The following is a 24,499-nucleotide window of genomic DNA, read 5'->3' as shown; positions in this document are numbered from 1 at the left end:
AATCATGAAAAAATTTAGATATACCCTACTTACGGCTTTTGTTTTTGGTTTGATGATAATGACTTCAAACACAGCAAAAGCTCAACTTACTGACGGCGTATTCCCTGCCGCAGGAACACCTTCTAATCCAAAAGTGGAAGCAACCTGGAATCACTATTACAATTATCAGGGAATTAGTGAACTCACAGAGCGTATCGCAAAAGCTTATCCTGATCTTGCTAAGAGAACTTCCATTGGTAAGTCTTATGAAGGTAAAGACATTTGGATGCTGACGGTATCTAACTTCAAAAAAGGAGATCCGGACAGAAAGCCTGCGATTTATATCGATGGAAATATCCACTCGAATGAAATTCAGGGAACGGAAATGTCATTGTATACCGCTTGGTATTTAACAGAGTCTTTCGGAGATGTGAAGTTTATAACCGAATTATTAAATGACAAAACATTCTATATAGTGCCCACCATCAATCCTGATGCGCGCGAGCATTATATGACGGAGCCAAACACAGGAAGCTCCCCTCGATCAGGTCTGAAACCAATTGATGATGACGGTGACGGACTTGTAGATGAAGATCAACCTGACGATCTTGATGGAAACGGAAGCATCACTCAAATGCGTCGTAAAAATCCTCGTGGAAATTTCAGAGCTCATCCTACTTATCCAAATATGATGGTTCGTGTTCCTGATGATGAATTCGGTGATTACGAATATCTGGGTTCTGAAGGAATCGATAACGATAATGATGGAAGAATCAACGAAGATCGCGTTGGTTATTACGATCCTAACCGTGACTGGGGCTGGAACTGGCAACCAAACCACATTCAGGGCGGAGCGCATAAATATCCATTCTCTCTTCCTGAAACGAGAGCCGTTATGGATTTCGTAATGGAGCGACCAAACATTGCTGCTGCTCAAAGTTATCATAACTCAGGCGGAATGATCCTTCGTGGTCCCGGCGTAGCAGAAGACATCAGTACATACAATCGCCAGGATGTTCAGGTTTATGATGCCATCGGTGAAATGGGCGAACGCTTAATTCCCGGCTACAGATATTTAGTTGTTTATGATGATCTGTATGATGTATTTGGCGGAGAGCTAGATTGGTTTTATGGCGTTCGTGGAGTCTTCACGTATTCCAATGAGCTGTGGACCAGCTACGAGATGTTCCAAAGCAACGACCGCTCAGCTACAGATTCTTATGAGTTCAACAAGTATTTACTTTTCGGTGATGCTATGCAGGAATGGACGGAATATGATCATCCACAGTATGGAAAGATCGAGATCGGTGGATTCAAGAAAAACTTTGGTCGTGCTCATCCGGGATTCTTGCTGGAACAAGGTGCCCACAGAAATATGGCATTCACGATATACCATGCTTATCACACTCCAAAGCTTACCATCGATGAGATCTCTGAAAAGAATCTTGGTGGTGGTTTAAGAGAAGTAACTGCCGTAGTAACCAACAGCAGATTGATGCCAACTCACGCAAGTATAGATGTAAACAACAACATCATGCCACCGGATATCATCAGCATTGAAGGAGCGACCGTAGAAGCAGGAATGATCGTTACGAACCGAGATCTGAATCAAACTACCGAACAGAAATTCAGACCCGAGCGAATTGAAGTAGCTAATATTCCCGGAATGAGTTCTGTTACTGTTCGTTGGATCATCAGCGGTGGAAACAATTATACGGTAAAAGTAGACAGTCAAAAAGGTGGTGTTGTTACTAAGAAGAAGTAATTAGATTTCTGAATATTTTAAAGGCTCTTGATCATCGATCGGGAGCCTTTTTTTGTTTACGATAGTTATTTCTTTGTATAGTCATTCTGAGCGATAGCTAAGAATCTGCTAAGCTCGTTGTCGTGCAGATCCTTCGGAAGTGTTCTTTAGGGTGATTTTTCTTCTCAAGTGCATGAAAATATTAAACGAAATAAATACGTCATCCCGAACTTGTTTCGGGATCTTTGTAGAGACCAAATTCTTAGATAGCCGCAATAAATTTGAACAAAGACTATTCACATCAATTGAAAAAATAGAGCCATGGCGTAAGATCCTGAAACAAGTTCAGGATGACCTAACTAACTACCCCAACTTCTCCAAAGCTACATCAATCCTATCCAAAACTTCTTCTTTTCCAAGAAGCTCTAAAGAAGCAAACAAGTCCGGTCCAAAACCTTGTCCCGTTACCGCAATTCGAAGTGGCATCATCAACTTTCCAAAACCAACCTCATGTTCTGAAATTGTTTCTTCCAGCTTGGATTTCAGAGTAGCTGCTTCAAACTCAGCATCAGATAAAGCTTCAACTTTTTCTTTGTATGCAGTTACTAATCCGGCACTATCGTCTTTCCATTTCTTCAGTGCTTTTTCATCATATTCTTTCGGAGCTTCAAAGAAAAACGATCCCATTTCTACAAATTCATCTACTTTGGAAACACGTTCGTGCAGTAAACCTACTACGGTTTCTAAATACTCGTCATCCTTTGTATCAAAACCTGCATCTTCAGCCAGTTCTTTGACTCTTGGAAGCAAGTCAGCAATTGAAGTCTCACGAATGTAGTGTTCGTTATACCACATCAACTTCTTGTAGTTGAATACCGCGCCGCCTTTGCTCACTCGATCGAGCGTAAACAGTTCGCACAATTCTTTCATGTCGTGGATTTCAGAATCATCGCCCGGACTCCATCCCAAATATGCTAAGAAATTGATCAGCGCTTCCGGCTCGTAGTTTCCGGCTATATAATCTTTTGTATTTACAGGAATCCCTTCGCTTTCTGCTTTTCTTTTGGAAAGCTTTCCACCGCTTGGACTCATTATTAAAGGCAGATGTGCCATTGTTGGCGGCTCCCATCCAAAAGCATTGTATAACAACATATGCTTTGGAGCTGAACTCAACCATTCTTCTCCACGAATCACATGTGTGATATTCATTGTATGATCATCCACAACATTCGCTAAATGATAGGTTGGCATCCCGTCCGACTTCATCAAAACCTGATCATCTAATCCGGCTGTTTCAAAAGAAACCACTCCGCGAATAAGATCTTCAAACTTTACGGTTTCTCTTCTTGGTACTTTTAAACGGATCACATAATCATCACCGTTTTCCAGCTTTTTCTCAACTTCATCCTGAGGAAGTGTCAAACTGTTTTTCATCGACTGACGTGTGATAGAATCGTAGCTTGGAGATGGATTTCCGGAAGCTTTTAATCGCTCTCTCATCTGATCGATCTCTTCAGTTGTATCAAAGGCGTAATAAGCATGACCACTTTCGATCAACTGCTTGGCATATTTGTGATACATTTCCTTACGCTCGCTCTGTCGATACGGACCAACTTCTCCGGGATTGGTAGGACCCTCATCGATCGTCATCCCGGCCCATTCCAAAGAATCGATAATATCCTGTTCGGCATCTTCTACATAACGAGATTGATCGGTGTCTTCAATTCTAAGAACAAAAGTTCCGCCATGATGTTTGGCAAACAGATAATTATATAATGCTGTGCGGAGACCGCCGATGTGAAGAAATCCTGTTGGTGATGGAGCAAAACGTACGCGAACGCTCATATTTTCTAACTAAATTTTGATGAATTCTATTATTTTTGAGCATTAAAGATAAGGAATAATAAGGTTCAGAATCAGGCATTCATTTTATTAGAGCGACTATAACACTTTAGCACCTTAACACTTACCTTTTGTGCTAAAGTGTTATGGTGTTATAGCTCTATAAAATTATGATTCTGACAATTCTTACTCCCCAATTTGCTCCTAATCTCTATGACCTGGCTTCGATGTTGAAAGCAGATCGGATTATCTTTACAGATGTGGAAAAATGGTCCCGTAAAGGGAGAACGCATCGGGCAGAAATCAGAAATGAAGAGGACTCTCAGTGGATCAACCTTCCTGTAGTTTCAGAAGATCGGAAAAAAGCTATCAAAGATGTGCGACTAGATCATGATCAACAATGGTTAGATCCGTTTTGGAATGCGATCCTTCATAATTACAGAAACGCTACTTACTTCGATCATTTTGAAGATGAGCTCTATCATGACATTCAACAAGCGTTCGAATTTGAATATTTGATGGAGTTCAATCTTTATTTTTTTGAGCGATTACTTCGCTATATGGAAATCGATATTAAGTATAAGCTTGCTAGTAAAGTTTCCGGTTACAGCACTTTCCCTGATGAGACTAAGAAAAAGTTATCTGCTGAAGTTTTGTATCTGGAGCATCAATCCAAAAACTATCAACGTCAAACTAAGCAAGCTCAAGTAGCTCTTGAAAAGCATCCGGCGTACGATCAGGCTTATCCCGGATTTGTTTCTGGTTGTTCTGTTCTGGATCTGCTCTTGAATAAAGGTGTCGAGAGTTTCAGAATTTTAGAGAAATTGTAATGTCCAATCCCTATCATCCGTCATGAAAGAAGAAAAATCAACCACCAACTGGACCAAGATCTACGCTGCTGTTTTTATAACAGGGATTGTGTTCATTCTTCTATTCTTCTGGTTCACGTCCACCTTTAATCTGCCTTCCTGATATGCATTGGATAGACTGGGCAGTACTCTCACTTTTTTTGTTGTATACCATTTGGGATGGAACCCGACGCGGTAAAGATGCGGAAAACATCGAAGGATTTTTACTTGCCGGACGAAGCATGCCTTGGTGGGCAGCCGGACTTTCCATCATGGCCACTCAGGCTTCTGCAATTACTTTTATAGGAACTACCGGAATTGCTTATGTAGAAGACATGCGATTTGTTCAGGTGTATCTGGCTATTCCTTTTGCAATGATCCTGATCTGTTTATTTCTGGTTCCTTTCTTCAGCAAGATGAAAGCCTTTACCGCTTATGAAGTTTTGGAAGAACGTTTTGGTCTAAAAACACGACTTACCACCAGTGGATTATTTTTGATTTCCCGAGGATTAGCTTTAGGAGCTGTAATTGCTGCTCCAAGTTATGTATTGGCTCTTTTATTGAATCTTCCACTTACTGCAACCATTCTTATAATAGGTTTGATCGCAACCATTTATACCATGTACGGTGGAGTTGCGGGTGTAATTACAACCGACATCAAGCAAATGGCTGTGATGATGTTCGGCCTTGTCTTCTGCTTTTTTATAGTGATGGCTAACCTCCCGGAAGATGTTGGTTTTGGGGACGCCCTTTACCTCGCCGGAAGTCTGGATAAACTTACCGCTCTGGATCTGAATTTTGATCTCAGCGAAAAGTATAATGTATGGAGTGGTGTTTTTGCGGCTCTGTTTCTGATGCTCTCTTATTTCGGAACGGATCAAACTCAAGTTCAACGATATTTAACTACTTCTGATACGAAAGAAGCGAAGAAATCTCTGTTGCTTTCAGCTTATGCAAAAGTACCTATGCAATTCTTTATTTTGTTATTGGGTGTGATGCTGTATGTGTTCTTCATTTTCAATGATGCCCCAATTTCTTTCCGGGCTACCGATCCTGTTGCCCAAACTGAAGAGCAGATGGATCGTGAGCAGATCATTGAACAACAATATTTAGAAGCTCGTGAAAATCGACAGAGATTAGCAGTAGAAGCTGCAAAAAATCGAGATATGATTTCTCAGCAAGCATTCCTTGAAGCAGATGCTGATCTGAATACCGCCAGACAAAAAGAACTGGCTCTGCAAGCAGAAATTCGTCAGGCTGATGTAAACGACACCAATTACATCTTCCCTTATTTCATTTTAAAATACATTCCAATTGGTTTGGTTGGTCTGATCGTAGCCGGAATTTTCGCAGCAGCTATGAGTTCCATTGATTCAGAATTGAATGCCCTCACTACCGTCTCTATTGTGGATTGGTACAAACGACTCCGACCCGATGATCCGGGTGAGTTGCACTTCTTAAAATCTTCCCGTTCGGTTACTGTATTATGGGGAGTGATAGCCACAGGCTCAGCACTAGTTCTCGGTGAAACACGTTCTATTATCGAGTTGATCAATCAAATAGGAAGCTATTTTTATGGTTCTATTCTCGGTGTATTTATTCTCCTGCTTTGGGTAAAGAAAGCAAATGGAAATGGAGCGTTGATCGGACTTCTCTCAGGAATGGCCTCTGTATTTACATTTGATCGACTTTTCTATAATGCTGCAACACATGATTATTCTTTTTTCTTTCCGTGGTCACAAACTCCGGAAGGATATTCCAAAGCCATTGAGTTTTTGTGGTTAAATCCGCTGGGCGCTTTTGTGGTTGTTATAGTTGGGATTGGAGTTAGTTTGATCTGGCCACGGAAACACTAAATCACAAAAAATTTATAGCCTTAGTGTTTTTGTGATTTAGTGGCATCATTTTCTTCTTCAGAAAACTTAGAACCTATTTGCATGGGATCATTCTAAAACCATGAAGTAGCTAATTTTGAAATTATACACTATATTCGTGTACACTAAACTCGTGTATTATGAAGAATATCACATTCAGCGCTGACGAAAAGCTCATCGAAAAAGCCCGGTTAAAAGCGGCTAAAGAAAAAACAACGCTCAATCAACAATTCAGAGATTGGTTGAAAAGATATGCATCAGAAAATGACTATCGAAAAGAATTTGAACAGCTTATGGAAGATTTAAGTTATGTAAATTCAGGTGGCAAGTTCACAAGAGATGAAATGAATGAGCGATAGATACTTTCTTGATACTAATATCATCGTATATGCATATGAAAACGAAGATCTAAATAAACAAAAGATTGCAAAAGAGCTGATTATCAAAGGAGTATCTAATAATACAGCCTCAATAAGCTATCAAGTTATTCAGGAATTTGTGAACGTTGCAACAAAAAAATTCAAATCTCCGATAAAGTGGAGTGATTGTCAGCTGTTTATAGATCGATCACTTGCCTTAATTTGGGACGTAAATCCCAACAAAGAGTTAATTTATTCAGCCATAAATATTGCTGAGCGTTGGAAATATTCATTCTACGATTCTTTAATTATTGCCGCTGCACTTGAAGCCGGTTGCTCCACCCTTTACTCCGAAGATTTGCAACATAAACAAAAAATTTACTCAGTCCAGATTATCAATCCATTTGTGTGACTAGAATATAAGCTGAAAGGTTTTCTCTTTCACTCTTTTCCGAGTTTTTGTGATTCCGTGGCATCACCTTCTTCCTCTCCAAACTTAGAACCTACCGGCGGGCGATATTGCTGAAACGGGATCTTTAACAAATTCCCAAGATTATCATTTTCTTTGGGATCCATATGAGTATCAATTCCATATTTCAGCTCAGTCATTTCATCAACCTGAGCGAACGTGCCGAGCAGGCGATCCCAAATAGAGAAAATATTTCCGTAATTGGTGTCTGTTAAAGGCTGTGTGTAGTGATGATGAACTTTATGCATCAACGGAGTAATGAAAATCCATGATAACGCACGATCGATCTTTCTAGGCATATTGATGTTAGCATGTGTAAGATGTGCAAATAGTGCCGAAATACTTTGATACAAAAAGATGATCCAGATCGGGGCACCGACCAAAATTACTCCTAAGATCGTAAATACCATTCTGAAAACTGCTTCTCCGGGATGATGACGTAAACCTGTGGTAACATCAACGGTAGTATCGCTGTGATGAACCAAATGAAATCTCCACATAAAAACCACTTTGTGCTCTATCCAGTGGATCAGATAAGCTCCAAAGAAATCGAGTAGCAGAACTCCTACAGTTGCCTGAGCCCATAGCGGCATTTCGATCCATTGAAGAACTCCAAAACCTTCAGTCGTCACCAGATCAGACGACCACACCAGCAACCCTGCAAAAGCAAGTCCGATAGCTAGAAACAAACCATTCAGAAATAAATTTATCCCGGCATGACGAACTTTCTTATATCCGAATTCGAAAAGTGGAAATACTCCTTCAATGATCCAGAACAGAAAAATACCTCCAACCAATAATCCTGCCCTAAATGCCGTCGGGATATTTTCAAAAAATTCAACGAATAGTTCCATAACTATTTACTTTTTTATTAAAGAACGGCACTTAATCTATAAAACTCAATTATAGAAGTTGAAACTGATTTTAATCAGAATCCAAAATTTTCGGTTTTTATAAAATGAATATTTATTGACTAAAATCGAGTTGGTATAAATTCTTTTAAAACTTAAGTTCTGACTGAAAAAATCCTAACATGCACAAAAGAGACACCTTAGCAAAGTTCATGCTATCACCATTAAAGGTGATGGTTATTTCAATAATTATTTCACTTGTATGTTACTTGATCTTAAGTGCAATATGGGGCTTTGAGGTAAATACTTTTGGTCTGTCTATTTCTGTAATAATCCCGGCGTTGATCTCATATCCAATGTCCTATCTTTTGATCCGGTATTACAAAAAAATTGAGGTTCAGAAAGATGAATTGCAACGGTTAAATGAAATAAATAATCGTCTTATCTCAATTATAGCGCATGATATCAGGAGCCCAATTTCAGGCGTCTACGGAATTCTTGATCTGATCGAGTTAGAAACATTTTCTAAAGAAGAATTAAGCTTCTATATCAATGACCTTTCCGGAACAGTTGATAACCTCCTTAGTTTTTTAGACGATATTTTACAATGGTCAAAAGCACAGATCGAAAATAAAGAGATCGAACCTGAGCTTTTCAATTCTCAAAAAACATGGACTCAGGTTCTGGCTCTTTATCATCACAACATAGAATCCAAGAATATAAATCTCGTTACTCACAATTTAGAACAGTCAATTTATGCAGACGAGGGAAGCTATTCTTTTGTCACACGTAATATTCTTCATAATGCAATAAAGTTCACCCCAAAAAGCGGATCCATTTATATTGATCTGACAAAAAAAGGTGATCGTACCATTACAACGATTGAGGATAATGGAGTAGGGATAAGTGAGGAGAAGCTGGAAAAGATCCTGTTTAGTAAAGAATGGGTAACCACCGTTGGCACTAATGATGAAAAAGGAACCGGATTTGGTCTTAAGGCAGCTGCCAAATACATTGAAATTATGGATGGCAAATTGCAAATAGAAAGTGTTCCCGGAAAAGGCACTAAAGTAATTATCGATCTTCCGGGAAGTGTGGCTGATTAGCTTATATATATTTGATTGCTTAAGGGAATTTTCTGAAAAATCAGATTAAACCTACATAGTAAAATTTAATTACTATCAATCTTTTTATTAGTCCAGATGATCCTCTCGATTGTTGCATTTTCTAAAGCTTTAAAATCTGAGGAACTAACCGAACTAAGCTCTGCATCCGATATAAAAGAACTTACACTTATCTCGTAACTTATTTTTGACCTTTCATTCTTTAAGTAGGTATGCTGATGGGCATCTGTTATGATTCTAAAATCTGTGCCACGATTCTTTATTATATCAGAAACTGTTAATCCGACTTGCAACCCATATTCATCTCTTACGATTGAGTTTGATACAATTACTTTATCTAATAATAGCCTATTTTCCGGATCAAACTTGAAGAATAATACTTCATTATTGTTATCGTAAAAGCTGATTAATGGAAAGTCGGGGCCATCTTGCATCCCGATTTCTTCCTTGACAACAAATCGTTCGTAAAACAATGCCAGTTCATTAAACATCTTCTTTTCAGGAAATGGCAAGCTAAACTTATCAATCGAGTCTTCTCTGAGAACTATTTCTGAAAGATCGCTTTCATTTTCATAACTATAAGTTGGAAGAGCCCAATTAGAAACTGTAAAAACTAAAAGAAAGAAAATCATACGAATCATATAAGAATATACAACTACATAAAAAGGTTGTCATATAATTCTCCCCTCGAGGGGAGACGGTCAAATCGACAGTTCTCGATTTGATCTGAGGGGTGTTGTAAAGCTCAAAATTGCAAAACTTTACAACGCCCTCCGTGACGCTTCTCTTATATATAAGCAGAAAAGACTATCCTTCCACCTTCCAGTCCTTAATACCATCCCTAATCACATCACCAACTTTCTCAATAGGAATTCGAACCTGACTCATATCATCTCTGTATCGGATAGTTACCTTATTATCATCTTCTATCGTTTCAAAATCTACGGTGATACAGAACGGTGTTCCTGCTTCGTCTAATCTTCTGTATCGCTTACCGATAGAACCGGATTCATCGTATTGAACTGAATAATCTTCGCGAAGCTCTTTCTCAATTTTATGAGCTATTTCCTGCAATTCAGGTTTTTTGATCAATGGAAAAATGCCAACTTGCACAGGAGCTAATCTCGGATCCAATTTCAGAACCGTTCTGGAATCACCGTCTATTTCTTCTTCACGGTATGCATCACAAAGAACCATAAGCGTCAAACGATCAAGTCCAACTGAAGTCTCGATCACGTACGGCATGTATCTTTTTTGATTCTTCTGATCGTAATATTCCAATTTCTTTCCGGAAAATTCCTGGTGCTGAGTAAGATCGAAATCAGAGCGATTATGAATTCCTTCCACTTCCTGCCAGCCAATCGGATATTTATACTGAATGTCGGCAGCGGCTCTGGCGTAGTGTGCTAGTTTATCACCCGGATGCGGAGCTGTTCTTAAATTCTCTTCTCGTATCCCAATACTTTTGTGCCAAGCTAATCTTTTTTCCAGCCATTCTTCATAAGCATCACCATCTGTACCCGGCTCTACAAAATACTGCATCTCCATTTGTTCGAATTCTCTCATACGGAAAACAAACTGTCGGGCTACTACTTCGTTTCTGAATGCCTTTCCTGTTTGTGCAATCCCAAAAGGAACCTGAACTCTGGCTGTGTCCAGTACATTCTTATAATTCACAAAAATTCCCTGTGCAGTCTCAGGACGTAAATACACTCCATCTTCTTCTGTAGATGTAGAACCAAACTGAGTCTTGAACATCAAGTTAAACTGACGAACTTCGGTCCAGTCGAAAGCGCCGGAGTCGGGAGAACGAATTTCGTTTTCCATGATAATATCATACAGGTCTTCTGTTAAACTTTTGCGAGTTCCTGTAGTATCTAACTGCTCCTGAATTTTATCAGCCTCATCCTGCTTGCCATCTTTTTCCAGCTTAGCGATATACTGCTCGATCAACATATCTGCGCGGTAGCGTTTCTTGGACTGCTTGTCATCGATCATGGGATCGTTAAATCCGCCTACGTGGCCGCTGGCTTCCCACACTTTCGGATGCATGAAGATAGCCGCATCAATACCAACAATGTTATCATGTCGTTGCGTCATTTCTTTCCACCAGGTATTGCGGATATTGTTCTTCAATTCCACACCTAATGGGCCGTAATCATATACAGCGCTAAGTCCGCCATAAATTTCAGAAGATTGAAAAATGAAACCACGTGCTTTTGCCAGTGAAACGATCTTGTCCAGGCTATCTAAGTTCGACATTAAGTTCTAACTCTGTTTTTGATTTTGAATAAGCTTTGAAGATAAGAATTTAGTTTAACCAAATTTGAATGAATAATTGAGAATTAGGAATTAAGAATGCTATTTTTAGCCATTCTTAATTCTACATTGAATCATTCTTAATTGAACACATGAAAGTTGGTATTTTAGGCGCTACCGGTGCCGTTGGACAAAAATTTATTCGTTTACTTCAAAACCATCCATGGTTTAAAATTGAAGCTTTGGGTGCTTCAGAACGCTCAGCCGGTAAAAAATATAATGATGCAGCCAATTGGATCGAAGATGTTAATCTCCCCTCTTCGATTGCAAAAATGATTGTAGCTAACTGTAAACCGGAGGAATTCGGAAACGTTGATTTTGTATTCTCCGGTCTGGATTCTTCCGTTGCCGGTGAGATCGAAGAAGCGTTCGCTAAAGCGGGTATTCCTGTGATCTCGAATGCGAAGAATTTCCGTATGGATGACACTGTTCCGCTTTTGGTTCCGGAAGTAAATCCTGATCATATAGACCTCATCAAAACTCAGAAATTTACTGCAGATGGCTCGGGCTGGATTGTTACCAATCCCAACTGTGTTGCTGTGCCACTTTCATTAGCATTGAAACCATTTCATGATGCCTTCGGAATTGAAACCGTGATCTTAACCACAATGCAAGCGATTTCCGGAGCTGGATACCCAGGCGTTGCCAGTTTAGATATTTTAGGCAATGTGGTTCCTTTTATTTCAGGAGAAGAGCCTAAGATCAAACCGGAAACTCAGAAATTATTATCTGATCTCACAGATGGAAAACTTACGGAACCACAAATTAATCTGAGTGCTACCGCAACCCGTGTTCCTGCCATCAATGGACATATGATCTCGGCAACCGTAAAATTGAAAAAAACTCCTTCATCCATCGACGAAGTAAAACAAGCAATTCAGAACTGGGAAAACCCAATTGCGGATCTGGATCTTCCTTCTTCACCCAAAGAAGTGATCAAACTTCATGAAGATGACCGATATCCTCAACCCAGACTCCATGCTGATCAGGAAGGCGGCATGCAATTACATATGGGTCGACTTCGTGAATCTGAAGTGTTTGATATCAGTTTCGTTGCCATGGCTCATAATACTATCCGCGGAGCTGCCGGTGGCGCAATCCTGAATGCGGAATTATTAAAGGTAAAAGGATTTCTAGGGTAGCCTTTATTGATATCAAGTAGGGTCGCAAAATTTTGCGACCCTACTTGTAAAATTCTCCCTAAATAAAACCCACTTATTTTATACATTCACTGCATGACTGAATCGATTGATGCTCTGCAATTAAATCTCGGGGAAGGCGGCTTAATGGTGATGAATGTATCGCTTGCCGTAATTATGTTTGGTGTGGCTCTAGAGCTTACTATACAAGACTTTAAAGACATCGCAAAAAACCCTAAATCCACTCTTATAGGCTCCTTTTCTCAGTTTTTACTACTTCCATTTCTAACATTTGTATTAGTTTGGCTGATGCAACCCGCACCCAGTGTTGCTTTAGGAATGTTTATGGTAGCTGCTTGTCCAGGTGGTAATATCTCCAACTTTTTTTCTTTGCTGGCAAAAGGAAATGCTGCACTTTCGGTCAGCATGACTGCCATTGCAACATTACTTGCTATCGTTATGACACCACTGAATTTCACTTTTTGGGCAGGTTTGTATTCTCCAACAAATGCGATCCTTCAGGAGATCAGTTTAGATCTGGGTAAAGTATTTGAGATCATAGTTTTGATTCTCGGGATTCCGCTTGTTTTGGGGATGATCGTTCGTCATTTTAAATCAAATGTAGCTGAAAAGATCAGCCCCTGGATTAAAGGTTTTGGCGTGATTTTCTTTGCGGGATTTGTGATTGTTGCCTTTTGGACCAACTTTGACAATTTTATTGCATATGTACAGTTTGTTCTGCTTTTGGTATTTATCCATAATGCTGTAGCTTTAACTTCAGGATATGGGCTTGCCAGAGCATTTAACCTTCCTGAAGCTGACAGAAGGTCGATTTCCATTGAAACAGGAATTCAAAACTCGGGATTGGGTTTACTTTTAATTTTCAACTTTTTTGACGGACTAGGCGGCATGGCACTTATTACAGCCTGGTGGGGAATCTGGCATATACTTGCAGGAATGAGCCTTGGCTGGTACTGGTCGGTTGGGAAAAAATCAATTCAACGCGTGATAACTAATGCGTAAAAACTTTCTTTGGTACAATTTTATTCGTCTTGGTTTAGTAAGAACCGGACTACAGTTTTTTTATAAAAAAATACATGTAGTCGACAAACATAAGATCCCAAAAGGTAAACCGATCTTATTGGTTCCCAATCATCAGAATTCTTTTATGGACGCGTTGTTGGTTACTACAACTGTGTTTCAAACCACTTCTTTTTTGACTCGGGCAAAAGCATTTCAGTCGAAGTTCATGAATTGGTTTTTACGCTCCCTGAACCTGCTTCCAGTTTACCGGGTGAGAGACGGAATGAGTGAGATCCAAAAGAACAATGAGATATTTCAAACTTGCGTTGAATATTTAACGAATGGAGAAGCTATACTTGTTTTTGCAGAAGCTAATCATGACTTGAAGAGACGCCTTCGTCCTTTCAGCAAAGGGTTTACAAGAATAGCTTTTGATGCTGAAATCAAAAATGACTGGAATCTAGATCTGTATGTTCAGCCGGTTGGCGTTAATTACAGCGACCATCAAAATTCCAGAAATGAAGTACGTGTTGTTTTCGGAGATCCTATCAAAGTTTCGGACTACAGAAAAGAATATGAAGAAAGTGAGCGGAGTGCTGCAAACAGTTTAAAGAATCAGACTTCAGATAATCTGAAACCATTGATCATGCATGTCCCTAAACTGGATCAGTATCCTCTGATAAAGATTGCACTGGATGAAATGGAATCTGACAGAGCAAAACTTTCGAATAATGAGTACATGAATACTTTAGTTCAGAATGCTGAAAAACTGCAAACACCGGAACTGATATCAGATGCGGAACATGTACTGGAAGTCGCTGAGAAGAATAAGTTGAGTGTAAGAGCTTTATCTGAAGTAAAACTACCCATGATCAAAAGAATTCTTTTGTCTCCCATTTACCTTCTTGTTTGGCTGAATGGAATTATCCCATATCAACCCGCTCGCTACATCATCAAAAATAAGATCCAGGACAAAGCTTTCGATGTCTCCATCAAATTCGTTCTTGGATTATTTCTCTTCCCTCTTTTCTATCTATTAGTGACTTGTATTCTTTTAATTGCCGGAGTACCGGCGATCTGGGCATGGGGATATTTTCTGGTTAGTTTGTTTACCTCAACAATGTTTAAAAGGGCGAACGAGCTACTCCGAAATCAAAAAGAGAAAAAGAAAATTCAGCGGTTCAAATTATCCAACCCTGATATTTTTAATGACCTGAAAACGAAGCTATCTAAAATTGCTGAGTTCAGAAAAGTTGTTGTTAAAGGTGAATGAAGTAATAATTCTCTTTGTTAATTAAAAAACTAAATTAACTGACATGAAGAATCTATTTACACTTTTAGCGCTTACACTAATTTTAAACTGTACCAAAACAGAAAGAATTGAGGTAGTTAAGGAATTTGACGGACCTCAGATTCAAAATGCTGTAGCTGTAATCCATCCCATTGGGGATAGCGACATTTCCGGAACTGTCAACTTTGATAAAATAAACAACGGAACTAAAATAACTGCTGAAATTACAGGCCTATCGGAAGGCGAGCACGGTTTCCATATCCACCAGTATGGTGATTGCACAGCACCAGATGGGAGCTCAGCGGGTGGACATTTTGATCCTGACGACATGCAACACAATTCAAGAGACGCAGAAAAACGCCACGTTGGTGACATGGGAAACCTGGTAAGCGAAGGCGAGGAATCTACAACTACACTTAGTTATGTAGATAATCATATCTTTTTGGAAGAAATTATCGGTCGCGGAATTATCATACACGCCGGTGAAGATGATCTTACCTCTCAGCCTTCCGGAGATGCCGGAGCTCGTATTGCTTGTGGTGTTATTGGGATAGCCCAAAACTAATTTGAAACCTTTCTATTGAATCTTCGTTTTTATAATTTATATTTAGACAGTTATCTAATTATCTAAGTGAACAAACTATTTAAAGCATTAAACAATTCCACTCGTAGACAGATCCTGGATCTTTTGAAGGAAAAAGATTTATCAGCAGGAGAAATAGCAGAAGCTTTTGAAATTTCCAAGCCAAGCATTTCTCATCATCTTGATCTTCTGAAAAACGCAGGATTGGTGAGCTCTGAACGGGATGGCCAGTTTATAGTTTATTCACTGGATACAACTGCTCTGGAAGAAGCCACGCAATGGCTTTTTAAGTTAATGAACTCAAATTAATGCCATGAATATCAAAAACACACTAAAGAAAGAATGGTATATGATAGTTTTGCTCTCAGCACCATTTATAGCTTCTTTCATACTTTGGGAGAAAATGCCTGATATAGTTCCTGTACATTTTAATGCTGCCGGTGAAGCTGACGACTTTGGTCCCAAATGGATAAATGCATTTTTAATACCGGGAATTGCATTTGCAACCTACCTTTTCTTATTGGTTATTCCTGCAATTGACCCTAAAAAGAGGATTGAAAACACACAGAAGCCAATTGCTGCAATACGTATTGTAATTTCACTTTTTCTGATTGGTGTTTATGCTTTGGTTATGATGAAGTCATTCGATCTGGAAGCAGATATCGGTCAATTTGTTTTAGTTAGTGTTGGTATTCTGATCGCAATTTTCGGAAATTATATGAATTCCATCAAGCCGAATTACTTTATCGGCATTAGAACTCCATGGACTTTAGAAAACCCGGAAGTATGGAAGAAGACTCACCGTTTTGCAAGTAAACTTTGGATTGCAGGTGGAGTTTTGATGATGGTTTCAGCTTTTATCCCTTTCTTGAAAGGTTCTCTGTTCTTCATTGTTGGGGCAGTTCTCATTTTAGCCGTAATTCCTTTCGTTTATTCATACAGATTATTCAACAAGCTCAAAAACTTTAATGAGGATTCCTGATGAAACTATTTCTTGTATCTTTTCTTCTAACACTGATATCTACATCGCAAATTTATAGTCAGAATTCTCTTCAGGGCATCTGGGAAGGTGGCATAACTGTACCGGGCGGAGAATTAAAGATCATATTCAAAATTGACAAATTCGCTGATGGTTATTCGGGAACATTGGATATCCCCCAACAAGGAGCTAAAGGTTTAGAGTTAGATCCAATTTTTCAAACTGGAGATTCCGTTGCTTTAGCATTTACTGCAGGGCAAATCACCGGACAATTTACAGGCAACTTTGATTCCAAGACCGAAATTTCAGGAAATTATTCTCAAGGCGGTCCTACCACTCCTTTTTCTGTAGAGAGAACTTCATTAACAACTACACCACCAAAGCCTGAAAATGAAACAGATCTGATAATTTCTAATGGTGAAATACAAATTGGTGGAACACTTACACTACCTGCAGGCGATGTTAAAGCTCCTCTTTTGATAATGAGCTCAGGTAGCGGTGCACAAAATCGTGATTCAGAGGTTTTTGGTTTCAAGATATTCTCTGATATGGCACAACGTCTGGCAGAAGAAGGAATTCCTAGTTTCAGATATGACGACAGGGGTGTTGGTGAGTCTACAGGAAATTTTGGAAATACTACTTTAGATGATCTGGCTTCAGATGTGGAAACTATAATGTCATATTTTCAAAACGATGCAAAAAATAAATTCCAACGCTTTGCACTACTGGGGCATAGTCAGGGAGGCGTTGTAGCCGGGAAAGTAGCTGCCGAAAATGTAGCTGTCGATCAACTTATACTTATGGGATCTACTGCTCCTTCTCTTAGCGAGATACTTCGTTATCAGGTTGAGTTTGCATATGCAGCTTCTCCTGTTGAGGAAAGCCTTGTTGAAAAAGAGATCAATGCAAGAGAAGAGTTGATGAAAGCAATTGCTTTCAATAACGATATTGATGCAGCCAAAATTGGTTACAATCAGGCTTATTCTGAGTTATTAAATGCATTACCCGATTCTCAAAAAAATTCCATTCCTGATATCAATGCTATGGTCAACAATCAAACTGATCAATTGGCTCAAATTTACAGCTCACCTCAGGTAAAATCTTTGTTGTTTTATGTTCCTACGGATGACCTTGAAAAAATTAATGTACCGACTTTAGTATTATTTGGAGGAAAAGATACCCAGGTCACCATTACTCAAAATCAGGCAAAAATAAGAAAGGCTCTGGAAATTTCGGGAACGGAATTTGAAATCAAGATCTTTGATGATGCTAATCATTTGTTTCAAAAAGCAAATACCGGTTTGGCAAACGAATATCCTCAACTAGATAAAAAATTTGTTGATGGCTTTCTTGATCACATCATTAAATGGATGACTACCAACTAATATTATGCGATTCTAATCCGAATAAGCGCAGGGAAACGACTTTTCACAATTTCATGCTTAGATTTCTTCCTATATTTAGTTAAAATTCATTGTTATAGAGAGAATTTTACTTTCATTGTAAATCATTATTAAGCACAACATATATGAATATTCGCTACACACTTGCCACGCTACTTCTATTTTTTATTTCTGCCCCTGCTTTCGCACAACTTTCCATTAACGAGATCATGGCTTCAAACTCAACAGTTATAGCTGATAATGAAGGTGAATTCGATGACTGGATTGAAATTTATAATGCCGGAAATGTCTCTGTTAACCTTGCAGGATTATATTTATCAGATGACCCGGATGATCTTACAAAATGGCAGATCCCAAGTACTTCAAGTGCTCAAACTACTATAAATGCGAACGGTTATTTGATCATTTGGCTGGATAATGATCCTGAGCAGGGTGCTCATCACGTTGATTTTAAATTGAGCGCAGGTGGAGAGCACATTGCACTTGTTGATACGGATGGCACCACAGTTTTAGATTCTATCTCTTTTGGAGAACAAACCACCGATATTTCTCTTGGTCGTAAAACGGATGGCGTTGGCTCTTTTGCATTCTTAAACCCGACTCCAAATGCTATGAATGATGGCAGTGTTGTTGCAGAAATTTCTGACACCCCCTCCTTTTCTCTGGAAACCGGATTCTATTCAGGAACCATAACGGTTGGGCTTTCGGCTTCAGGAAGTGCTGAGATCAGATATGAAACCGGAGGTTCAGTCCCAACTGCAAACTCACCTCTTTATTCGTCACCAATTTCACTGGATACTTCTACTGTGATTCGAGCTATCGCAATCGAATCGGGAAAACAAGCGAGTGAAACTATAACAAATACGTTCTTATTTGAAGATCAACACACTATCCCGGTTGTTTCCTTTGTGATGGAGCCCGATTCGCTGTTCGATTATGATAAAGGTATGTATGTGATTGGTGATTCTTCTGAGACAAATGGTCAGTATCCTTTCTTCGGAGCTAATTTTTGGGAAGATTTTCAATATCCTCTCCACATCGAATACATGAATGAGTTCGGAAATCCTGAATTCGAATTTATGGCAGAAGCAGAGATAGGTGGAAATTTCAGTCGCGGATTTCCAAAGAAATCTTTCATTATAAATAACAATGATCAGTTTGGTCTAGACAGACTGAATTACCCACTTTTTCCGGAAAATGATTATCAGGAATATGATGGTTTTTCTTTAAGAGCCGGTGCGGAAGAACGTTCCAGATTATTAAATGAACTTATGAGAACCATAAACATCCAATGGGATCATAAAAATGCAATGCAGTCTTACAAACCTGCTGTACTTTACATAAACGGGCAGTATTGGGGTATTTATAATATCTACGAAAGAAAGAATGATGATTTTGTGGAATCCCGATATGGTTTTAATGACATTGATATGATCAAAGATTATGACGAAGTAACCGACGGTGATGCGATTGCTTACGATGAACTTCTTGATAATTTTAATGACGAAACTCTGACCGGAGATGCTTTCTTCAATTATGCTGAATCTGTGATAGACTTTGACAGTTTTACAGACCATTGGATTTATCAACTTTATACTTCTCACGGTGATCCTAACAATATTCGCTACTGGAGACCCCGTCAACAGGGTGGAAAATGGCACTACATTTCATATGATTTTGATTGGTGGGAAAATTTAGGCGACGAGCCAAATGAGTTTGTTAGCTCACTGAGAGATTTTATGAGCGGAAGTACAGGAGGTTATAAAATATTGGGCAGAATGTTGGAAAATGATCGATATAAAGAGATCTTTTTAAATCGTCTGGCAGATCTTCTGAACACCTCTTTTCAGCCTGAGTACATGATGGGTTTGATCGACTCTATTGATACTGCAATTAATCCGGAAATGTCTCGAGATATTGCTCGCTGGACAGATGGATGGTATGATATTGGAGGTCCAACAAACTATAATATGGAATACATTAAAACCATCACCGAATGGTATGTAGAAGATATTCCGGATTTTATCTATTCAGAAATAGCAGACACTCTTGGAAACGATACAACCAGTGTTAATTTGCTTTCATCCGAAAACGGAACAGTACAAATTAATTCGATCAATCCTGATATTTCATCTTCAAACTGGAGTGGAATATATTTTCAGGGAACTGATGCAACTTTCGAAGCTAAACCACAGCTCGGTTACCAGATTTCTGCCTGGGTTGTTAATGGTCAATCTCAACCTGCATCTCAGACTTTAACGATTCCATTAACGGATAGTCCGGTAACAGTAGAGGCTCAATTCTCAGAGATCACTGATGTATTGGTCATTAATGAGATCAATTATAATTCATCTGATGATTTCGGAACCGGAGATTGGGTAGAAATTTTCAATACTATGGACGAAGCTGTCGATGTTTCCGGCTGGATTTTCAAAGATCAAGTGGATTCAAATTCATTCGTCATTCCAAATAACACTATTCTTGAAGCTTTTGGGTATTTAGTAATTGCTGACGATACCACAAAACTCAAAACAGTAAACCCGGATGCCAGAAATTACATTGGAGATTTTGCATTCAATCTTTCAGGATCGGGTGAAGAATTACGCTTATTTAATGCCGATGGCGGACTCGTAGATGTTCTTACCTACTCAGATAATGCTCCATGGCCAATTGAAGCTGATGGTGATGGCTCAACATTAGAACTTACTGATGCTAGTTCTGATAACACATTAGCAGCAAGCTGGATGGCTTCGTCAAGATTGGGCGGAACTCCGGGTTGGGCAAACGGAACTGTTCCTGTTTCTATTGAAAATGAAGGAACAGACAGTCCGGATAGTTTTGTCCTCAAACAAAATTATCCAAACCCATTTAATCCATCTACAAATATTTCCTTTGTGCTTCCGCAAAGTGCAAAAGTGCAGCTTATCGTGTACAATATGCTCGGCCAAAAGGTTGAAACTTTGGTCGATGGTAATCTAACTTCCGGAAGTCATACTGTAAGATTTGAAGCAAGCAATCTTTCCAGTGGTATTTATATTTACCAGTTAAGAACGCCTACTACTTCTTTAACTCAGAGAATGGTGTTGGTTAAATAACAACAATCTCTTCTGAGAGGAGATCAAGGTTCAAGTTGATTCTTTAAATGTTCTGTGGGGAGTCCGTGTCCACTTTGCCGACCATAGCAAATGACACCCTCCCCTTTTTCGATAAGTCAAAACCTAACTTATCTTTAATTTTTCATTCTATATTTTTTAATCCCACGCATAGCGTGGCCTGCCAAAGCGACAGTTTGTCTTAAACCCATCTAAGTTGGCATTGTGCTTGCTCTATTCTCCTTGAAATTAATTTAATGAGGTGAGCATCATGGGAGATTTTACAGAATTCGGTATTGAGGTGGAAAAACATCTTTCCAAACTCGGAAAAGACATCCAACAGTTTGTGGAAAAAGTAGTTCCGCTGACCAATGAAGATAAAGACTTTGCTCCTGATTGTGATATCGTTGAAAGTGATGATGAATTCAAGATTCTGATCGATCTTCCGGGGCTTTCGAAAAAGGAGATCGGAATTTCCCTAAAAGACAACGTTCTCACTATAAAAGGTGAACGCGAAGTTACATTATCAGAAGGAGAAGAATTTAAACGACAGGAAAGAACTCGTGGTGCATTTGCCCGTTCTTTTGCTTTACCTGAAAATGTAAACAAAGCAGAGGTAAACGCAAGTTTCAGAAATGGAGTATTGACAGTGAGTATGCCGAAATCAGAAAATTTGAAGGATACTCAATCGATACCGGTAAAGTGACATTATAAATGTCACTAAATCACAAATACACAAAATTCAAATGACAACTTTGTGTATTTGTGGCTTAACAAATTTGCTCCAACGCAGAACATTGGAGCAAGACATAAATATTGAATTTTCTCGTTCCGCACGCTCGGCGTCGGAACGAACAATTAGTTTAAACAAGTAAACAATAAACATTCGTGGTTTCGTGCTAAAGTAGCTGAGATCACACAATTAAAATCAGATTTTAGACCAATGGGAAAAATCATAGGAATTGACTTAGGAACTACCAACTCATGCGTTTCTGTAATGGAAGGAAACGAGCCGGTTGTAATTCAGAATGCTGAAGGTGGACGCACAACTCCATCTGTTGTAGCATTTTCAAAAGATGGCGAACGTTTGGTAGGTGCTCCTGCAAAACGTCAGGCTATCACTAACCCGGATAAAACAGTTGCTTCTGTTAAGCGATTCATGGGTCGTATGTTCGACGAAGTAAAAGATGAATCCAAGCAAGTTGCATACAAAGTTGTTAAAGGCGATGACGGTACAGCTCGTGTTGAGATCGATGACCGTAAATATGCTCCACAAGAAATTTCTGCAATGGTACTGCAAAAAATGAAGCAGACTGCAGAAGAGTACATCGGTGAAAAAGTAACGGAAGCTGTTATTACAGTTCCTGCTTATTTCAACGATGCTCAACGTAAAGCAACTCAGGAAGCCGGAAAAATTGCCGGACTTGAAGTTAAAAGAATTATAAACGAGCCAACAGCAGCTGCACTTGCTTACGGTCTTGATAAGAAAGAAACTGATCAAACTATTGTGGTGTATGACCTTGGTGGTGGTACATTTGATGTTTCTATCCTTGATCTTGGTGACGGCGTATTTGAAGTAAAATCAACCAATGGTGACACGCATCTTGGTGGTGACGATTTCGATGCCCGTATTATCGATTTCTTGGCAGATGAGTTCAAGAAAGACGAAGGAATTGATCTTAGAAACGATCCAATGGCAATGCAACGTCTTAAAGATGCTGCAGAGAAAGCTAAGATCGAACTCTCAAGCTCAGCCAAAACAAATGTGAACTTACCGTTTGTTACTGCAACTAATGACGGTCCAAAGCATTTAAATGTTGACTTAAGCCGAGCTAAATTTGAACAATTAGTTGACGATCTTGTAAAACGCTCTATCACTCCATGTGAGAAAGCGTTAAAAGATGCAGGAATGAGCAAGAACGATATCGATCAGGTAATTCTGGTTGGTGGTTCAACTCGTATTCCAAGAATTCAGGAAGCTGTTAAAGAGTTCTTTGGTAAAGATCCAAGTAAAGGTGTAAATCCTGATGAAGTTGTTGCCGTTGGTGCTGCCATTCAGGGTGGTGTTCTTTCAGGAGATGTTGAAGATGTAGTTCTTCTGGATGTAACTCCTCTTACTTTAGGTATTGAGACTCTTGGTGGCGTTATGACTCCACTAATTGAAGCAAACAGCACGATCCCAACTAGTAAATCACAGGTGTTCTCTACTGCTGCCGACAACCAAAGCAGTGTGGAAATACATGTATTACAAGGTGAACGTGCTCAGGCAGCAAGCAACAGAACGCTTGGTCGTTTCCACTTAGACGGAATTCCTCCTGCACCACGCGGAATGCCACAAATTGAAGTTACTTTCGATCTTGATGCAAACGGTGTGATCAACATCAAAGCAAAAGACAAAGGAACAGGAAAAGAACAGACTATCAGAATCGAATCTTCTTCAGGATTATCCGATGAGGAAATCGAAAAAATGAAGAATGCTGCTAAAGAGCATGAAGAGGAAGACAAGCAAATTCGTGAGAAAGTAGAGAAAATGAATCAGGCTGATGGTCTGATCTTCTCAACCAAAAAGCAACTTGATGAATACGGAGATAAGATCTCTGAAGACAACAAGAAAGCAATCGAAGACGCTATTGCTAAATTGGAAGAAGCTCATAAAGCCGAAGACCTTGAAGCAATTGACACCGGAATCGAAGCGGTGAATGCTGCCTGGACCGGAGCTTCTGAAGAAATCTACGCTGCATCTCAAGCAGAAGCTGAAGCTGCCGGTGCTGAAGGTGCTGGGGAACAAGCATCTGCAGATGGCGAATCTTCTGAAGGCGAAGAAGCTGTTGACGCAGACTACGAAGTTGTAGACGAAGAAGACGAAAAGAAATAATAGTATTTAGACTTTAGATATAAGATGTTAGACATCTTTATCTAATTCATTGCTAGATATTTAGAAATTAGCTCCGATGCGAAAGTGTCGGAGCTTTTTTTATTTCTATCTGTTTTTCAAGAATAGAATTTGAAACAAATGATCCCCAAAACGCTTTAAATGTAAGTGAATAGCGAATTATAACTTAATACAAGAGACAATGAGCAAGCCACAAGACAGAACAATTTATAAAAATGAAGATGGAAAGTGGGTAAATGAAAAGCATGAAGCCGGTAAAGCAAGCACCTTACATGACACTCAGGAAGAAGCTTATGAAGCCGCTAAAGAAATGTTACATAATCAAGGCGGTGGAGAGATAAGTATTAAAGGTCTAGACGGGCAAATACGAGAAAAAAATACCATTGCTCCCGGTAATGATCCTGTAAATGTTCCAGGCTGATTTAAAGCCGATCACATTTTAAAGCTCTGATACTTCGTATCGGAGCTTTTTTATTTGGCATCATTTAAAACACCGTAGGCACGCAAAATCTTGCGTGCCTACGGTGTTTTATCTATATATACTTATAATCTCGTCGACCCTGAAGAGTCTCCATGTTTAAGGATTTTATACAAGGAAGTCGTTTACGTCCGACGATTAAGGTATCGGTAGAGACATTTTAACTCAGATTATTTTTATACCTGAATTCATAATCTAAATCGACTATC

General features: G+C 39.2%; 21 protein-coding genes. 17 read left to right on the top strand and 4 right to left on the bottom strand.

Annotated features, from left to right (window positions below; genetic code table 11):
- The first annotated feature begins 4 nt into the window (after positions 1 to 4).
- A complete protein-coding gene (locus A8B79_RS04825; protein WP_066218730.1) occupies positions 5 to 1,744 on the top strand; it encodes a M14 family metallopeptidase in 1,740 nt (579 codons plus the stop codon).
- A gap of 342 nt (positions 1,745 to 2,086) precedes the next feature.
- Here A8B79_RS04825 and gltX read toward each other — a convergent pair whose 3' ends face one another.
- Complete coding sequence (gene gltX, locus A8B79_RS04820; protein WP_066218727.1) at positions 2,087 to 3,568, bottom strand: glutamate--tRNA ligase; 1,482 nt, start codon at positions 3,566 to 3,568, stop codon at positions 2,087 to 2,089.
- 167 nt (positions 3,569 to 3,735) lie between these two features.
- Between gltX and A8B79_RS04815 the strand changes: the two genes are divergently transcribed.
- The 4 genes from A8B79_RS04815 (at position 3,736) to A8B79_RS04800 (ending at position 7,058) form a co-directional block, all read left to right on the top strand.
- A complete protein-coding gene (locus tag A8B79_RS04815) occupies positions 3,736 to 4,395 on the top strand; it encodes a WbqC family protein (RefSeq protein ID WP_066218724.1) in 660 nt (219 codons plus the stop codon).
- A 143-nt stretch (positions 4,396 to 4,538) separates the two neighbouring features.
- On the top strand, positions 4,539 to 6,269 hold the full coding sequence (locus tag A8B79_RS04810; protein WP_066218720.1) for a sodium:solute symporter: 1,731 nt from the start codon (positions 4,539 to 4,541) through the stop codon (positions 6,267 to 6,269).
- A gap of 158 nt (positions 6,270 to 6,427) precedes the next feature.
- Positions 6,428 to 6,646: a hypothetical protein gene (locus tag A8B79_RS04805; RefSeq protein ID WP_066218717.1), complete on the top strand. Its 219-nt coding sequence runs from the start codon at positions 6,428 to 6,430 to the stop codon at positions 6,644 to 6,646.
- Complete coding sequence (locus A8B79_RS04800; protein WP_066218712.1) at positions 6,636 to 7,058, top strand: PIN domain-containing protein; 423 nt, start codon at positions 6,636 to 6,638, stop codon at positions 7,056 to 7,058. The genes A8B79_RS04805 and A8B79_RS04800 overlap by 11 nt, the downstream gene beginning before the upstream one ends.
- A gap of 29 nt (positions 7,059 to 7,087) precedes the next feature.
- Here the strand turns inward: A8B79_RS04800 and A8B79_RS04795 are convergent, their stop codons facing one another.
- The gene (locus A8B79_RS04795; RefSeq protein ID WP_066218709.1) at positions 7,088 to 7,969 is read right to left on the bottom strand and encodes a sterol desaturase family protein; all 882 of its coding nucleotides are present in this window, start codon (positions 7,967 to 7,969) and stop codon (positions 7,088 to 7,090) included.
- 209 nt (positions 7,970 to 8,178) lie between these two features.
- Between A8B79_RS04795 and A8B79_RS04790 the strand changes: the two genes are divergently transcribed.
- Positions 8,179 to 9,072 (top strand): sensor histidine kinase, encoded by an 894-nt coding sequence (locus tag A8B79_RS04790; RefSeq protein ID WP_161485136.1) that lies wholly within the window; start codon positions 8,179 to 8,181, stop codon positions 9,070 to 9,072.
- A 65-nt stretch (positions 9,073 to 9,137) separates the two neighbouring features.
- On the opposite strand, the gene A8B79_RS04785 is transcribed toward A8B79_RS04790, so the two are convergent.
- Positions 9,138 to 9,722: a hypothetical protein gene (locus A8B79_RS04785; protein WP_235603584.1), complete on the bottom strand. Its 585-nt coding sequence runs from the start codon at positions 9,720 to 9,722 to the stop codon at positions 9,138 to 9,140.
- A 175-nt stretch (positions 9,723 to 9,897) separates the two neighbouring features.
- Positions 9,898 to 11,352, bottom strand: coding sequence for a glycine--tRNA ligase (locus tag A8B79_RS04780; protein WP_066218703.1), 1,455 nt, complete (start codon positions 11,350 to 11,352; stop codon positions 9,898 to 9,900).
- 149 nt (positions 11,353 to 11,501) lie between these two features.
- Here A8B79_RS04780 and asd point away from each other — a divergent pair, with 149 nt between their 5' ends.
- From asd to A8B79_RS04725, 11 genes are all read left to right on the top strand, one after another.
- The gene (gene asd / locus A8B79_RS04775; protein WP_066218700.1) at positions 11,502 to 12,551 is read left to right on the top strand and encodes an aspartate-semialdehyde dehydrogenase; all 1,050 of its coding nucleotides are present in this window, start codon (positions 11,502 to 11,504) and stop codon (positions 12,549 to 12,551) included.
- A 93-nt stretch (positions 12,552 to 12,644) separates the two neighbouring features.
- Positions 12,645 to 13,571, top strand: coding sequence for a bile acid:sodium symporter family protein (locus A8B79_RS04770; protein ID WP_066218696.1), 927 nt, complete (start codon positions 12,645 to 12,647; stop codon positions 13,569 to 13,571).
- Positions 13,564 to 14,844, top strand: a complete 1,281-nt coding sequence (locus tag A8B79_RS04765) for a lysophospholipid acyltransferase family protein (RefSeq protein ID WP_066218694.1) — start codon at positions 13,564 to 13,566, stop codon at positions 14,842 to 14,844. Before A8B79_RS04770 ends, A8B79_RS04765 begins: the two co-directional genes overlap by 8 nt.
- 43 nt (positions 14,845 to 14,887) lie before the next feature.
- The gene (locus tag A8B79_RS04760; protein ID WP_066218691.1) at positions 14,888 to 15,427 is read left to right on the top strand and encodes a superoxide dismutase family protein; all 540 of its coding nucleotides are present in this window, start codon (positions 14,888 to 14,890) and stop codon (positions 15,425 to 15,427) included.
- Positions 15,428 to 15,493: 66 nt separating this feature from the next.
- Positions 15,494 to 15,754: an autorepressor SdpR family transcription factor gene (locus A8B79_RS04755; protein WP_066218688.1), complete on the top strand. Its 261-nt coding sequence runs from the start codon at positions 15,494 to 15,496 to the stop codon at positions 15,752 to 15,754.
- A gap of 4 nt (positions 15,755 to 15,758) precedes the next feature.
- Positions 15,759 to 16,427: an SdpI family protein gene (locus A8B79_RS04750; RefSeq protein WP_066218686.1), complete on the top strand. Its 669-nt coding sequence runs from the start codon at positions 15,759 to 15,761 to the stop codon at positions 16,425 to 16,427.
- A complete protein-coding gene (locus A8B79_RS04745) occupies positions 16,427 to 17,809 on the top strand; it encodes an alpha/beta hydrolase family protein (protein WP_066218684.1) in 1,383 nt (460 codons plus the stop codon). Before A8B79_RS04750 ends, A8B79_RS04745 begins: the two co-directional genes overlap by 1 nt.
- A 143-nt stretch (positions 17,810 to 17,952) precedes the next feature.
- Positions 17,953 to 20,922 carry a lamin tail domain-containing protein gene (locus tag A8B79_RS04740; protein ID WP_066218681.1) on the top strand — a complete coding sequence of 990 codons (2,970 nt, stop codon included), beginning with the start codon at positions 17,953 to 17,955 and terminating at the stop codon, positions 20,920 to 20,922.
- Positions 20,923 to 21,190: 268 nt separating this feature from the next.
- Complete coding sequence (locus A8B79_RS04735) at positions 21,191 to 21,625, top strand: Hsp20/alpha crystallin family protein (protein ID WP_066218678.1); 435 nt, start codon at positions 21,191 to 21,193, stop codon at positions 21,623 to 21,625.
- A 237-nt stretch (positions 21,626 to 21,862) separates the two neighbouring features.
- Complete coding sequence (gene dnaK / locus A8B79_RS04730) at positions 21,863 to 23,794, top strand: molecular chaperone DnaK (protein WP_066218675.1); 1,932 nt, start codon at positions 21,863 to 21,865, stop codon at positions 23,792 to 23,794.
- A 199-nt stretch (positions 23,795 to 23,993) separates the two neighbouring features.
- Complete coding sequence (locus A8B79_RS04725) at positions 23,994 to 24,233, top strand: DUF2188 domain-containing protein (protein WP_066218672.1); 240 nt, start codon at positions 23,994 to 23,996, stop codon at positions 24,231 to 24,233.
- Positions 24,234 to 24,499: the final 266 nt, after the last annotated feature.

The sequence above is a fragment of the Balneola sp. EhC07 genome (assembly GCF_001650905.1).
In the GTDB taxonomy this organism is placed as follows: domain Bacteria; phylum Bacteroidota; class Rhodothermia; order Balneolales; family Balneolaceae; genus Balneola.
The sequence above is the reverse complement of the archived record's forward strand: the minus strand, read 5'-3'. Positions and strand labels throughout refer to the sequence as shown.

Excerpts from the sequence above, each read along its gene's own strand:
- A8B79_RS04825 (WP_066218730.1), top strand. The coding sequence starts at position 5 with ATGAAAAAATTTAGATATACCCTACTTACGGCTTTTGTTTTTGGTTTG.
- gltX (WP_066218727.1), bottom strand. The coding sequence starts at position 3,568 with ATGAGCGTTCGCGTACGTTTTGCTCCATCACCAACAGGATTTCTTCAC.
- A8B79_RS04815 (WP_066218724.1), top strand. The coding sequence starts at position 3,736 with ATGATTCTGACAATTCTTACTCCCCAATTTGCTCCTAATCTCTATGAC.
- A8B79_RS04810 (WP_066218720.1), top strand. The coding sequence starts at position 4,539 with ATGCATTGGATAGACTGGGCAGTACTCTCACTTTTTTTGTTGTATACC.
- A8B79_RS04805 (WP_066218717.1), top strand. The coding sequence starts at position 6,428 with ATGAAGAATATCACATTCAGCGCTGACGAAAAGCTCATCGAAAAAGCC.
- A8B79_RS04800 (WP_066218712.1), top strand. The coding sequence starts at position 6,636 with ATGAGCGATAGATACTTTCTTGATACTAATATCATCGTATATGCATAT.
- A8B79_RS04795 (WP_066218709.1), bottom strand. The coding sequence starts at position 7,969 with ATGGAACTATTCGTTGAATTTTTTGAAAATATCCCGACGGCATTTAGG.
- A8B79_RS04790 (WP_161485136.1), top strand. The coding sequence starts at position 8,179 with ATGCTATCACCATTAAAGGTGATGGTTATTTCAATAATTATTTCACTT.
- A8B79_RS04785 (WP_235603584.1), bottom strand. The coding sequence starts at position 9,722 with ATGATTTTCTTTCTTTTAGTTTTTACAGTTTCTAATTGGGCTCTTCCA.
- A8B79_RS04780 (WP_066218703.1), bottom strand. The coding sequence starts at position 11,352 with ATGTCGAACTTAGATAGCCTGGACAAGATCGTTTCACTGGCAAAAGCA.
- asd (WP_066218700.1), top strand. The coding sequence starts at position 11,502 with ATGAAAGTTGGTATTTTAGGCGCTACCGGTGCCGTTGGACAAAAATTT.
- A8B79_RS04770 (WP_066218696.1), top strand. The coding sequence starts at position 12,645 with ATGACTGAATCGATTGATGCTCTGCAATTAAATCTCGGGGAAGGCGGC.
- A8B79_RS04765 (WP_066218694.1), top strand. The coding sequence starts at position 13,564 with ATGCGTAAAAACTTTCTTTGGTACAATTTTATTCGTCTTGGTTTAGTA.
- A8B79_RS04760 (WP_066218691.1), top strand. The coding sequence starts at position 14,888 with ATGAAGAATCTATTTACACTTTTAGCGCTTACACTAATTTTAAACTGT.
- A8B79_RS04750 (WP_066218686.1), top strand. The coding sequence starts at position 15,759 with ATGAATATCAAAAACACACTAAAGAAAGAATGGTATATGATAGTTTTG.
- A8B79_RS04745 (WP_066218684.1), top strand. The coding sequence starts at position 16,427 with ATGAAACTATTTCTTGTATCTTTTCTTCTAACACTGATATCTACATCG.
- A8B79_RS04740 (WP_066218681.1), top strand. The coding sequence starts at position 17,953 with ATGAATATTCGCTACACACTTGCCACGCTACTTCTATTTTTTATTTCT.
- A8B79_RS04735 (WP_066218678.1), top strand. The coding sequence starts at position 21,191 with ATGGGAGATTTTACAGAATTCGGTATTGAGGTGGAAAAACATCTTTCC.
- dnaK (WP_066218675.1), top strand. The coding sequence starts at position 21,863 with ATGGGAAAAATCATAGGAATTGACTTAGGAACTACCAACTCATGCGTT.
- A8B79_RS04725 (WP_066218672.1), top strand. The coding sequence starts at position 23,994 with ATGAGCAAGCCACAAGACAGAACAATTTATAAAAATGAAGATGGAAAG.